This window comes from Microbulbifer mangrovi (genome assembly GCF_002009015.1).
Classification (GTDB): domain Bacteria; phylum Pseudomonadota; class Gammaproteobacteria; order Pseudomonadales; family Cellvibrionaceae; genus Microbulbifer; species Microbulbifer mangrovi.
In genome coordinates, this window is record NZ_LZDE01000309.1 from 21,316 (window position 1) to 33,431 (window position 12,116).

The 12,116-nt window shown below is 56.7% G+C and carries 11 protein-coding genes; 7 read left to right on the forward strand and 4 right to left on the reverse strand.

Annotated elements, in window-relative coordinates:
• Window positions 1-5: 5 nt before the first annotated feature.
• The 6 genes from B4U49_RS10090 to B4U49_RS10115 all read left to right on the forward strand — a co-directional run bounded on the left by B4U49_RS10090 (window position 6) and on the right by B4U49_RS10115 (window position 7,390).
• Window positions 6-1,055: a YbgA family protein gene (locus B4U49_RS10090; RefSeq protein WP_239692573.1), complete on the forward strand. Its 1,050-nt coding sequence runs from the start codon at window positions 6-8 to the stop codon at window positions 1,053-1,055.
• A gap of 11 nt (window positions 1,056-1,066) precedes the next feature.
• Window positions 1,067-2,566, forward strand: a complete 1,500-nt coding sequence (phrB, locus tag B4U49_RS10095) for a deoxyribodipyrimidine photo-lyase (protein WP_193432836.1) — start codon at window positions 1,067-1,069, stop codon at window positions 2,564-2,566.
• An 84-nt stretch (window positions 2,567-2,650) separates the two neighbouring features.
• On the forward strand, window positions 2,651-3,166 hold the full coding sequence (locus B4U49_RS10100; protein ID WP_078084468.1) for a DUF2878 domain-containing protein: 516 nt from the start codon (window positions 2,651-2,653) through the stop codon (window positions 3,164-3,166).
• 76 nt (window positions 3,167-3,242) lie between these two features.
• The gene (locus tag B4U49_RS10105) at window positions 3,243-5,432 is read left to right on the forward strand and encodes an autotransporter outer membrane beta-barrel domain-containing protein (RefSeq protein WP_078084469.1); all 2,190 of its coding nucleotides are present in this window, start codon (window positions 3,243-3,245) and stop codon (window positions 5,430-5,432) included.
• A gap of 154 nt (window positions 5,433-5,586) precedes the next feature.
• The gene (locus B4U49_RS10110; RefSeq protein ID WP_078084470.1) at window positions 5,587-6,780 is read left to right on the forward strand and encodes a pyridoxal phosphate-dependent aminotransferase; all 1,194 of its coding nucleotides are present in this window, start codon (window positions 5,587-5,589) and stop codon (window positions 6,778-6,780) included.
• Window positions 6,781-6,913: 133 nt separating this feature from the next.
• Complete coding sequence (locus B4U49_RS10115) at window positions 6,914-7,390, forward strand: Lrp/AsnC family transcriptional regulator (RefSeq protein ID WP_078084471.1); 477 nt, start codon at window positions 6,914-6,916, stop codon at window positions 7,388-7,390.
• A 45-nt stretch (window positions 7,391-7,435) separates the two neighbouring features.
• Here B4U49_RS10115 and B4U49_RS10120 read toward each other — a convergent pair whose 3' ends face one another.
• A complete protein-coding gene (locus tag B4U49_RS10120) occupies window positions 7,436-8,470 on the reverse strand; it encodes a HupE/UreJ family protein (RefSeq protein WP_078084472.1) in 1,035 nt (344 codons plus the stop codon).
• Window positions 8,470-9,318 carry a peptidyl-prolyl cis-trans isomerase gene (locus B4U49_RS10125; protein ID WP_078084473.1) on the reverse strand — a complete coding sequence of 283 codons (849 nt, stop codon included), beginning with the start codon at window positions 9,316-9,318 and terminating at the stop codon, window positions 8,470-8,472. The genes B4U49_RS10120 and B4U49_RS10125 overlap by 1 nt, the downstream gene beginning before the upstream one ends.
• 371 nt (window positions 9,319-9,689) lie before the next feature.
• Between B4U49_RS10125 and B4U49_RS10130 the strand changes: the two genes are divergently transcribed.
• Window positions 9,690-9,968 carry a c-type cytochrome gene (locus tag B4U49_RS10130; RefSeq protein ID WP_275078283.1) on the forward strand — a complete coding sequence of 93 codons (279 nt, stop codon included), beginning with the start codon at window positions 9,690-9,692 and terminating at the stop codon, window positions 9,966-9,968.
• A 346-nt stretch (window positions 9,969-10,314) separates the two neighbouring features.
• Here B4U49_RS10130 and B4U49_RS10135 read toward each other — a convergent pair whose 3' ends face one another.
• On the reverse strand, window positions 10,315-11,388 hold the full coding sequence (locus B4U49_RS10135) for a helix-turn-helix transcriptional regulator (RefSeq protein ID WP_078084474.1): 1,074 nt from the start codon (window positions 11,386-11,388) through the stop codon (window positions 10,315-10,317).
• Between the two features lie 52 nt (window positions 11,389-11,440).
• Window positions 11,441-12,001 (reverse strand): lytic transglycosylase domain-containing protein, encoded by a 561-nt coding sequence (locus B4U49_RS10140; protein WP_078084475.1) that lies wholly within the window; start codon window positions 11,999-12,001, stop codon window positions 11,441-11,443.
• Between the last annotated feature and the right edge of the window lie 115 nt (window positions 12,002-12,116).

The window sequence follows — 12,116 nt, forward strand, 5'->3', positions numbered from 1 at the left end:
CAGGCTTGAACGACTTCAGTTTGCATGAGGCGAATGCCAGCAATATGAACTTTACCCGGAAAATTCCAATCGGAATCAGCCAGTGTGCCATGGGGGATCCGGTGCGCTTCAACGGCGGGCACAAGCACAGCAAGGTATGCACTCAGCTGCTGAGTCAGTGTTTTGAGTATGTCCCCCTGTGTCCGGAGGTCGCGATTGGCATGGGCGTCCCGCGCAAGCCGATTCATCTGCTGGTGGACAAGGCCAGCGCGCCGGTAGACGCGGTGCGGGTAGTGGGCGTGGAAGACGCCGGGGTGGATGTGACCGCACCGCTGCGGGAATACGCGGACTCGGTGGTGCCCGAGCTGGCTGGGGTGCGCGGTTATATTTTCATGCAGAATTCTCCCAGCTGTGGTCTGCGCGGCGTGCGCCGCTATTTGAGTAACGGTCACGGTATCGACAGCGAGGGTATCGGTGTTTTTGCCCGACGATTGCAGCAACGCTTCCCGCATCTTCCTATGGAAGAGGTGGGGCGGCTAAACAACAGTGAGTTGCGGGAGAATTTTCTCACCCGGGTGTTCGCTTACGATGCATGGTTCCGGTATGTAGAGGGTGAAGCGGAGGAGAAACCGGTGCAAGAGGATCAAAAGCCGCCGTCTAAAATTTCCCAGGTCATCCAGTTCTACACCGCGTACAAGTATCTGTTGCTGGCGCACCACCAGGAAAAAACCCGTGCCCTGGGACGGTTTCTGGCAGACTCCAAGGCCCTGCCCATCGACGAACTGGCTTTCGAAGTGCGCGGGCGCATTATGGAAATTCTATCCCTGCCGGCCTCCCGCAAGGACAGAACCAATGCACTGATGCACAGCGCTGGCCACCTCAGCGAATTCCTCGACAAGCGAGAAAAAGCGGAGCTCAAGGACCTGATTGAAGAGTACCGGCTGGGGCACAAGCCTTTGTCTGCGGTGCTGACCCTGCTGCGCCACTATTTGCCGCGCAGTCCCCACAGTTTTATCCACAATCAGGTCTTGCTGGCGGCAGAGCCCGCGGAGCTGGGCTTGTGTGATTTCCATTGAATAAATGATGTATGCCTGAAAAAGCCTATCAAAGAGGGTTGGTGTGGCTGCGCAATGATTTGCGACTGACCGATAACACCGCCCTGTATCGCGCCGCCAGAGGCTGCCAGGCCCTGGCGGCGGTTTATATAGCGACACCGCAAACCTGGGATCGCCACGGTGACGGCGACAATGTCGTTGCCATGCGCCTGCGCAGCCTGGGAGCACTGCAGCGCGCGCTGGCAGATAAGCAGATTCCGCTTTACTTCCTTGAGCTGAACGGGTTTGCGGAGGTACCACAGGCGCTGGTGCAGATCACTGACAAGCTGAAAGTGGACGCCCTGTTCGCCAATGCGGAATACCCGCTCAACGAACTGCGCAGGGACACTGCGGTGAGAGCGGCGCTGAAAGAGGTGGGGGTGCCGGTCGAGTACTGTACCGATCGCACCCTGATCCCTCCGGGTAGCCTGACTACCAACAGCGGTGACGGCTTCAAGGTATTTACGCCATTCAAACGCGCATTTATCTCTCGTCACGGCAACAGCGATGAAGGATTTGCTCCCCTGCCGGCGCCGCGCGCACTTGGCGCGGCGCACGAGTCCCAGTGGCCCGAGTGGATCGCGCTAAAGGGCGAGAATAACCTGGTGCGCACCATCCCCGAAACGGTAGGCAAATACGGCGTGGCTGCCGGTGGCAGCGACAAGGTGCTGGAGTGGGATGTCGGTGAAAAGGCTGCGCACAAGCGTCTGAAGGCATTTGCCAATATCGTGGCCGATTACGACGAATGGCGGGATTTCCCGGCGAGAGAAAATACTTCCCGACTTTCGCCCTACCTCAATTGCGGCGCCATCTCTGTTCGACAGTGCGCGAAAATGGCGCTGGATGCCAATGCCGGGCAGTGGATTGCTGGTAAAGGCAATTTGAGCGAGGGTGCCAGTAGTTGGCTGAACGAACTTTTGTGGCGGGAATTCTACCAGCACCTGGTGGTGAACTTTCCGCGGGTATGTCGCAACCTGCCATTCAAACCGGAAACCGACGGTGTGCCCTGGTCACAGCGGAGTGAAGACTTCACACTGTGGTGTGAGGGGCAGACCGGCGTGCCAATCGTTGATGCGGCTATGCGCCAGCTGAATGAAACCGGCTGGATGCACAATCGCCTGCGTATGGTTGTGGCGTCATTTCTCACCAAGAACCTGCTCACCGATTGGCGCAAAGGGGAACGCTACTTTATGCGGCAACTGGTGGATGCGGATTTCGCTGCTAATAATGGAGGCTGGCAGTGGGCGGCATCCACCGGTACCGATGCAGCACCATACTTTCGTGTGTTCAATCCCTACAGCCAGTCCAAACGCTTTGATCCGGACGGGGCCTTTATTCGTCGCTTTGTTCCCGAGCTTGCATCGCTTTCCGACAGCGATATTCACTGTCCAAAGCAGGACCTGTTCGGGCAGGATGGGTATCCGCAGCCAATCTGCGATGTGACGGAATCCCGCAAAAAGGCGATAGAGGTGTTCGCAAACTTGAAGTCTTAGGAAACCTCTGATTTATTCAATAACCCGGGATTGCCCGGTGTGACGCGCTCGCGGTACAGATGCCTTCTGATAAATGAGTCGCCAATGAATTATAAAAAGCTGGCCAACTTCATCCTGTTTATCACCGGTTGGTGGATGGCCCTGTTGTATGGCAATGCAATGGCGCTGATCGCGTTGTTCGTTGTGTTGATGGTGCATTTCATCCTCTGGCGGGATGTTCGGGATATCTTCGTGATTCTCGGTTTCATTTTCTGCGGCTTTGCCGTGGAGTGGGCCTTTATGGCCAGTGGTGTGCAGGATTATCGCTCCAACCTGCCTCCCGCCTGGGCCATCTGTATCTGGGCCATGCTGGCAACCACCATGCGCTACTCCCTGTCATGGCTGATCAAAAAGCCCTTATGGGCCGCGCTTGTAGGTTTACTGGTGGCGCCCGCGTTCTACTTCAATAGCGTACAGTTCGGGCCTGCGGGGTGGGGGCGTCCCATGTGGGAGTGCCTGCTGGCGATTGCCTTGGTATGGAGCCTTTTGGCGGCATTTCTCAGCGGTGTGCTGGTGCCCCTGGTCGAGCAGATGGAGCCCGCGGACAGCGGTGTTTCCTGAGCCGCAGTCCTCCCCTCTGATGCATCACTGCTGACCTATACTTGCCACGAATTTTCGCCGTGGCAAGGAGGCCGCAGTGTTCTCTTTTGGATCTCCCAGTAAGCAAGTCTCTTATCTTCCCGGTGCACTGTCCCTCGCCATCTGTACTGCACTGGGTTTAACCCCGGCTTATGCCGAGGAGTCTATTTACCGCTCGTTAATCGTGTTCGGGGACAGCCTCTCTGATAACGGTAATGCCGGTATATTTACCAATGACGATCCGCAGGGTATTTATCCGCGCCAGCCGGCCCCGTCGTTTCTCGCCGATCGTCTCGGGCTTGCCAAGGAAAACTCCTGTTATGGGCTTGGGCCCAGTTTTGGCGGTGCAATTCCCTGTGCACCGGCACCCGGTACTCTGGATCAGCAATTGCTACAGATCAGTAATTCAGTCCTTACCAATGGCCCCAACTGGGGTGTGGGCGGTAACCGCACTGCCGATGTGTTACTCGACCTGGTGGGGCCACAGCGCTTCCTCCAGCTATTCCCGGATACCACCGTTGCTGACCACAATACCCTGACCACGATATTGCCGGATTCCAGTCGATGTGGAGACGATGGTATTTGCGACCCACTCGCCGGGGAGAGCCCCTACCTTAGTCCGGCAGAGGTGCTGGCCGCCACTGCCGCGTTCAATGACCCAATGGCCCTGCAGGCCCTGGTGGATGATCCGAACAACAATATCACCCTGACCGGGGTACCGTTTGCCACCGGCCAGGGGTACCTCCCCCAGAATACGCCGGTCAGCAGTGATCTCTATTTTCTCAATGCCGGGGGTAACAATATCCTCGATGGCGTGCGCAATGGCACCCTGAGCCTTATGTCGATGGAGCGGGCGGCGACCTTTCTGTCCACCGCCGGTAGCGAGCTCAAGGCGGCGGGTGCCAAATATATTGTGATGACCAATGCCCCCGCCATTGGCAACACCCCTGCGGTCTATTCCCAGGGCGCGGCGGCGATCAATTACGCCAACAGTGGCACCGAAATGTTCAACGACAGGCTGCGTCGGCAGGTCAACGACGTGGGCAATATCCTGCTGCTGGATCTGGAGGGGGTACTCGAATTGGTGCTGGACGATCCGGTGGCATTCGGCTTTGCGGATATCAACCAGAAGGATACCTGTTATGTCAATTGCGCCAATCCCCACCCGGTGTACGGCGCCAACGGTACCGACCCCGATGCAGACATGCTGGTGTTTTACGACGCCATCCATCCGACGCTCGCAGGCCAGCGGTTACTCGGCGACTATTACTACGAAACCCTCACTGCCGCGGTGGGGTTTGGTTTGCTGCCGGATCTTGGTTACCAGAACTTGCGCCAGCACAGGGTCAATATCGATCACCACCTGATCTCACAGCGTTATCGGGATCCATTTACCACGGTATTTTTCGGCGCCAGTCTCGGTTATGCGGAGCTGGGTGCAGGGCCTGCCATCAATGACGAGTACCCGGCATGGGATGGATTTTTTGGCATGAGCTTCGCTGGTTTCGAGAGTGTCGAATGGGGGCTTGGGATGTCTTATGGCGGTAGTGAATACGAGCCCCGGGGCTTGCGCCTGAGATCCCGAAATTTCAATGTCAGTGCGTTTGCGCGATGGGACAATGATTTCTGGTTTGCTGACGGCGCGATTGGTTTCTCGGATATCCAGTACGACGACATCAATCGCACCATTTATCTTGGGGATACATTCCGTCACCGCTTCAACGCGGATACCGATGGGGAGGGCTACAGTGCCTTCCTGCGCGCCGGCTACAATGCCAGTCGCAATCTGGATAGCCAGATGGGGCCCTTTGTATCTGCCGAATGGACCCAGATTGACGTCAATGGATTCAACGAAAGAACCTCCATCGACCTCACATACACCGGCACTTTCGGAGAGCGCAGAGATCCCCTCGGTTTGTGGGTACATGGTCAGGATAGGGATTTTCGCCGCTGCAAGGCCGGCTTCTTCTATAACAGTCCTGAGTCTGCGGAGCACCAGTGGTTTGGCGAATTCTGGCTGGAACACACCGCCGGTGATGATTATGCCGACCTCGGGATTGGGGTGAATTCCATCTTTAATAACTGGGCGCGCCTGCCTTCCTACCGCAGTAAAAATGCGGGCATCTTCCAGAACGGGGTGGGTGCCATGGTGGGGGTGAGCGTCAATGAAAAGTTCCGGATCGCCGCGGACCTGCTGGTGCGCCCCGAAGACACGGTGGGCGGACTGAGTATCAACTATCGATTCTGAGGGGGCAGTGTGGCGCGGGCGCCGAATTTTCTGCGGTAAACCCGGAAAAATAACCGGGCTGCTGCGAAAACCCGCGCCGTGAAGCGATATCGATTACCTCGCCGGTTGCTACCTTAGAGTGATTGATAACAACGCCAGAAGATGGAATAGCACGATGTACACTCCCCGATTCAGCAAACAGAGTCAGGCCCTCCACTCCGCCGACGCCGATGTCTGGGCAGTCAGCGACCGCGCCCATGAGCTGGCGGACAAGGGGGAAGATGTCATTTTCCTGTGTGTGGGCGACCCCAACTTCGATACTCCCGAGCCCATTCTCGACTTCGCCCGTGCCCGTCTCGGTGTGGGCCGCACCCACTACTCGCCAGCTGCCGGTGAGGCTATGCTGCGCCGCGCCATCGCCGATATCGAAAGTAAGGTCAGCCCGCATCCCTGCGACCCCGATGATGTGGTTGTCTTTCCCGGTGGCACCAACGCGATTTACGCGGTGCTGTCTTGCCTGTTGAATCCCGGTGAACAGATCGTTATTCCAGAGCCCATGTATATTGGCTATGTACCGATCACCGATGCGCTGCAATTGGATGTGTGCAAGGTTGCCTGCCCCCCCGAGCAGGGCTTTGCATTCGACATTGAAACCATCAAGCAGGCGATTAACCAGGAAACCCGCGCGGTTATGATCAATACCCCGGTTAATCCCACCGGTGCCATGGCCACACCGGAGCAGCTGCGCGAGCTCGCATCCTACTGTCGCGAGCGCAATATCTGGCTCATTTCCGATGAAATGTATTCCATGATTACTTTCGCTCGCCGTCACACCTCCCTACGCAGTGCTGCAGAGCACCTGGATAACGTGGTGGTAATCGATGGTCTGTCCAAGTCTCACGCCATGAGCGGCTGGAGACTGGGCTGGGCGGTGGCGCAGGGCGAACTGGTAGAGCGTTTAATCGAATACGCCGGGGCCACCATATTTGGCGTACCCCAATTTATTCAGGAGGCTGCGGCGTTCGCGCTCGAGTTTGATACCTATTTCGTCAAGCAGATGCGAGATGCCTATGAGAAGCGTCGCGACCTGATTGTCGAGCGTATCAGCAGGATTCCGGGGCTCAGCTGCTATTCGCCGGAGGCCGGCATGTTTGTCATGGTCGATGTGTCTGCGGTAGCCGATGATGGAGAGGCTTTTGCCGAGGCCCTGCTGGATGCAGAACTGGTATCGGTATTGCCTGGTAAACCATTTGGGCCAAGTGCGGTAAACCATGTGCGTTTGACCCTGGCTGCCGATGAGGGCGAACTGATGCGTGCGCTGGATCGTATTGAACGCTTTGTCGTGGGCGGTTGTCTCAAGGCGGGCTGAGGAAATTTCTTGCCCGGGGGCTATCGGGGGGAATACTTCTTGTGGAGTATTCGCCCTGCAGAATTACCGTTATCCTTGATCAGTTGGCACCGTATACAGGTGCCTTACTGAAAATTACATAAAGAAAATTATCGTGAAAGTAGACCGTCACAATCTCAAGATTCTCGAAGTCCTGCAGACCAATGCGCGTATCAGCAACCTCAATCTGGCTGACCAGATCGGGCTTTCCGAGAGCGCCTGCCTTGCGCGGGTGAAGAAGCTGACTACTGAAAAATTTATCCGTGAGTTTCAGGCTGAGGTTAACCTGGACAAGGTCCGTCACGCGGAATTTTATGTGAATGTAGCGTTGAAGCGTCAGGATGCCCGCACCAGTGAAAGCTTCCGCCGTGCGATCAACAAGATCGAGCAGATTGTATCCTGCGTAAAGATGTCCGGTGAGTTCGACTACATGCTGCGCTTTGTGTGTCCGGATGCGGGCGACTTCAATCGCGTTTCCGAACAATTACTGGCAGATGAAGATGCGGCGATCACCCGGATGACCTCCCACCTGGTCATCGAAAAGACCAAGCCGTTTACTGGGTATCCCCTGGAGCTGCTGTTTCAGGACTGAATATAGTTTTGAGGGCGCTGATGGGGCTGCAGGGCCCCCAGGGAATCACACCACCAGCGAAATGGTGCGATCTATCAGCCACCAGGCCGAAAGCCCACCCACAATATAGGCGACCGGCAGCGCCGAGGCTGTTGTGGCACTCGTGCCGGTCCTGATCTCCCACAACTGCACCGGCTTTACCCGGCGCAGCAGAAACATCAGGCCACAAACCCCGGCGATGAATGCCAGTTGCCCGGCCTCGACGCCGACGTTGAACAGTCCCAGAGACAGGGGAATCGCGTGTTCCGGCACCCCTATCTCGGATAGTGCTCCCGCAAATCCCAGACCGTGCAACAGACCAAAGGCGAATGCCACCACCCACGGCATGCGAATGGCCAGCGTCTTGCGCCCTTCCAGCTTGTGCAGAATCTCTGTGGCGAGGAATACGATACTCAGGGCAATTACCGCCTCGACAGGTGCCTGGGGTACGGATACCACGCCGAGCACCGCCAGTGCGAGGGTAATGCTGTGGGCCAGGGTGAAGGCGGTGATGGTGGCAATCAGCTGGCGTCCGCCGCTGACCAGTACCACCAGCGCGAGCACGAACAACAGGTGATCTATACCCAGTAGGATGTGCTCGACGCCGAGGACAAAATAGGTCCCTGCAATTTCTGCCATACCCGCCCGTTCTTCCACTTCCAGCCGCGTTCGATCCGGTAACAAGCGACTGACCTGCTCGCGTCCGTCCAGCCAGCTGATGCGTACCAGCGCATCGGTCATAGTGTTCGCCAAGCCATCAATGGCGATGGTACTGCCGATCAACTGGTCCGGATGAGAAATTTGCCAGCGCTCCACGTAATAGCCGCCGGCCATCTGCGCAGTGGGCAGGCTGTGCTCGTGAGTCTTTTCATCGAACTGCACATACAGTGAAAGCCGCATATCCCCGCGCGCGGGTACCCGCCAGGTTACGTCAAACTGCTCGGATGCTGTCTGAATCACGCTCAGTGAAGCGGGGCGCAGTTCATGGGCCAGAGAAGCGCTGGAGAGTAGCAGCGCTGTAGCGAGGGATACAATAGATGCCAGAAACGCAGGGATTCTCATTATTCTATGGTCTCCCCGTTAACTGTCGGTTCGGCGATACTGATCCGGTAGTTCTCACGCAGGGTCCGGTACTGGATCTCCAGGATGTTCTGCTGCTCTTCCACCTGCCAGTCACGCAGAACTTCGGCCTTCACTGCGGAAAATTCCGGTTGCTGCTGCGGGGTGGCTTCGGAGATCCGCACCAGATGCTCGCCATAGGAAGATGTGAGGGGGCCGATCCACTGGTCGGTTTCCAGATCCAGAAACTGTAACGAGAAGTCGCTGCCAAACAGGCGATCCATCCGTTCTGCACTCACATTTTCAAACCGGTACTGCAGCATGTTGGGATCGCCGAGCTTGCGCGGATCGCTGCCTGCAGTCAGCTTGGTCAGCAGAATTCTGGCGTCTTCGGATACCTCTTTGCGTTTGTCGCTGTTGAGGTACACCTGTTCGAAGGTGTAGCGGGCGGGGAGGGTGTATTTCTCGATGTTGTCGGTGTAGTAGCGCTGAAGGACGTCTTCTTCGGGTTCGATGGCATCTACAAGGTCCTTCGCCAGAAACTCCATTTTCATCCGCATCCTGCGGCGTATAACCGTATCGTTTTCATCCAGCCCCATTTTGACCGCCTCGCGATACAGCACTTCCTCGCGCACGAAGTCATCGATCAGCCCGCGTAGTTCCTCCGGTCCCGGAGGCCGCTGCCAGCCGCGCTCGAAGATGGCGGATAAATGTTCAATGCGGTTTTGGGTGATGACAATTTCCTGCTCATCTCCCGTGTCGCCACCCTGAAAAAAGCCATTGAGGGCAAACAACAGGCCGCCGATGGCGGCAAACTGAATACTGGGATCCTTGATCCAGATCAGATTCATTCACGAACTCCGGCTTATGCTTTTATGGCGATGGCTCGCTGGGAAAGAATTTCTCTGCCAATCAGGATAGTTCAAGAATGAAAATTTACTGTCCCAATTTGCGAAAGGCACCGTTGATCTCCGGCTGGCTATCGGTAGGTGTGGACCGGGGGGGGGGCAATTTGCTCGGTGGGCTTGGATAGGATCGCAACCCTGTATACAGTTGTAGATCGCACGGGAAGTTTTTGGTGCCGAATGGCGCAGTTTTCCTCGTGTGTGATTATTGCTGGTTGATATCAATTGTTTATGTAGCTAAATGACGCTACGCAATCGCTGAATGGATGGGCACGCGGATGAAATTATCGATACATACCATGGTTTGTTCCGTTGCAATGGGTTTGGCCGTCAGTTTTTCCACCGTGGCGGTGTCGGAAACGGTTGAGGAGAAATACCAGAGAGCCTGCATGGTGTGCCATGCCGCCGGTGTCGCCAACGCGCCCAAGGTGCACGATACGGAAGCCTGGAAGCCGCGCCTGGATAAAGGAATGGATGCTCTGTTGGGCTCAATAAAGAATGGATTGAATGCCATGCCTCCCGGCGGCATGTGTGCTGATTGCAGCGACGATGACTACAAGGCGCTGATCAAATACATGTCCTCTCCGAAAGAGTGACCCCTCTCGTTTGCCGCGGGGGTATCAGGCCTCGCGGCGCTCTCCAGGCCCATTGGATTCAGGTGTAAGGCTTCTTTCTAAGGGGGCGCAGCCTGCAACGCTATAGCGGTGTCCCAATAAGCCTGCAGTTGGATGGGGGGGGATTGAGAGAGCTTGCAGGAACCTGTCCACAGACGAGGTGGTGACTGGGCTAGTGCCTGCAGAGCAGGTCCTGCAAGATTTAGTGTGGCCCAGGCGGCGGGTTTTGGCTTGCGGAAAACGAAAAAAATCTGACGGATTTTTTAACTCGCTCTATCGCTTACTGATTTGAACTCCCCCCGTTTTTTTCCTAGGCAGGCAACCGGTATCAGCTGGGCAATCGCTCTCGTCTGAACTCTGTTGGTGTCTGTTCATGTCGCCGCTTGAACGCCGCATTGAAAGGGCTGAGGGAGCGGTAGCCGATATCCAGCGCGATGGTAAGCACCGGCAGGTGCGCCTGATTCGGATCGGCCAGGCGGCGGCTGGCTTCGTCGATGCGAAATTGATTCAGGTACTCATTGAAATTGCGGAAGCCCAGGTGCTTGTTAATCAGGGCTCGCAGTATATGTTCACGGCTTCCCAGTTCCTCGGCCAGCTCGCGGATGGTCAGCCCGGTGCGGCGGTAGCCACCGTGTTGCATGTGATGCTGCAGGTTTTCAAGTAGCTGGCGCTGCTCCTGGTCAAGGGGTTGGCGCTCGATCGTGGTGGCCACAGCCTGTTGTGTATTGTCCGTCTTTGATTCAGGCGTATCGCCCGGGGATGGTTCGGACAACGATGACAGGGATTCCTCCAGCGCCCTTGGTGACAATGCCAGCAGCCACAGGCAGGCGGCAAAGGCGAGAGTGCTGGCCATGACCGCGTGCAGCGTGGGAATACCGGCAGGTATCGGGAAATAGGAAAACAGAAATTCTGCGCAGACCACAATCACCATATAGCTGCCGATGGCGATCAACAGGGCGAGGCGCAACTGCCGGCGTTCTGCAACGAGATCTGATTGCAGCTGCTGTAGCAGCGTCACCAGACCAGCGCCAATCAATCCCAGCTTGAAGGGCTGCGCCAGCGGATAAAGGTAGGGGTGGAGATGGAGCTGGCTGGCCAGGTCGATGGCCAGTTCTAGGGCGATCAATCCCCAGCCCCAGCGGGGGAACGGGTCTTTTTCCCTGCACAGTTGGTGGGTGAATACCCAGAAGGCACCGGGGATCAGCAGGGTAGGGAGGTCGATCAGCAGATCGATGAGGGAGTCCTGGTCATTCAGCAGTGGGCGCAACAGATACAAAAACGCACCGAAGATCAGCATCAGCAGCCATGGGTTTCTGGCTCGTTGCTGGTGGCCAATTCCGATTCTTGCCGCGGCCAGCAGAAGCAGGCTACAGGCTGCGCCGGTAAAAAAGCTGTAACTCATCGGGTACCTCGGGTTTATCGTTTTTATACCGGATTGCGTTGCCCTCTACGTGCTATCTCCAGCGATCGGCCCAGGCATCCAGAACCTTACGACTGTAGGTATGGCGGCCATAGCTGCCATTGTAGTAGGCCAGTGCGTTGGGCATGTTGCCTTTGGCCTTCTTTATGTAGTGTTTGAGGATGGTGCAGCCGTAACGCAGATTGGTGTCCATATTGATCAGGTTGTCTTCCGGACGGCCGATTTCATTTTTCCAGAACGGCATTACCTGCATCATGCCCTGGGCGCCCACCCTGGATACGGCGTAGGGGTCGAAGGCGCTTTCAATCTGAATTACGGCGAGCACGATTTCCGGTTGCAGTTCTGCGCGGGTGGCTTCGCGGTGGATGGCTTTCAGTACCCGCATGCGCTCGTCAGGATCTTTGATATACCGGGCCAGTGGCTGGGATTTGGCCATCAGCCAGACTTCCGCATCAAAGCGGTCGGCGAAGCTGTCGGCTTCGGTGACGGCGCCTTTCAGGGCCTGCAGGAGCTTGGGGTCTACCTCTTTTATCTGGGCAGACACTGTGGCGCTCAGCAGGCACAGCAGCAGTGTGGAGAAGGCTTTTCTTATCATGGGGTGGGATTTTACGGGAAGCTTCAGTGTTTCGGTACTGGCGCGAGTGCTTTGTGTGCGACTTGGTGGCGGGGCTGCTACCGGGTGTCACCTTGCGAGACACGCCGTAAACCCA

What these genes read in the sequence shown, in the direction of transcription:
- phrB (WP_193432836.1), top strand. Translation starts at nt 1,067, where the DNA reads ATGCCTGAAAAAGCCTATCAAAGAGGGTTGGTGTGGCTGCGCAATGAT.
- B4U49_RS10130 (WP_275078283.1), top strand. Translation starts at nt 9,690, where the DNA reads ATGGGTTTGGCCGTCAGTTTTTCCACCGTGGCGGTGTCGGAAACGGTT.
- B4U49_RS10110 (WP_078084470.1), top strand. Translation starts at nt 5,587, where the DNA reads ATGTACACTCCCCGATTCAGCAAACAGAGTCAGGCCCTCCACTCCGCC.
- B4U49_RS10100 (WP_078084468.1), top strand. Translation starts at nt 2,651, where the DNA reads ATGAATTATAAAAAGCTGGCCAACTTCATCCTGTTTATCACCGGTTGG.
- B4U49_RS10135 (WP_078084474.1), bottom strand. Translation starts at nt 11,388, where the DNA reads ATGAGTTACAGCTTTTTTACCGGCGCAGCCTGTAGCCTGCTTCTGCTG.
- B4U49_RS10120 (WP_078084472.1), bottom strand. Translation starts at nt 8,470, where the DNA reads ATGAGAATCCCTGCGTTTCTGGCATCTATTGTATCCCTCGCTACAGCG.
- B4U49_RS10125 (WP_078084473.1), bottom strand. Translation starts at nt 9,318, where the DNA reads ATGAATCTGATCTGGATCAAGGATCCCAGTATTCAGTTTGCCGCCATC.
- B4U49_RS10140 (WP_078084475.1), bottom strand. Translation starts at nt 12,001, where the DNA reads ATGATAAGAAAAGCCTTCTCCACACTGCTGCTGTGCCTGCTGAGCGCC.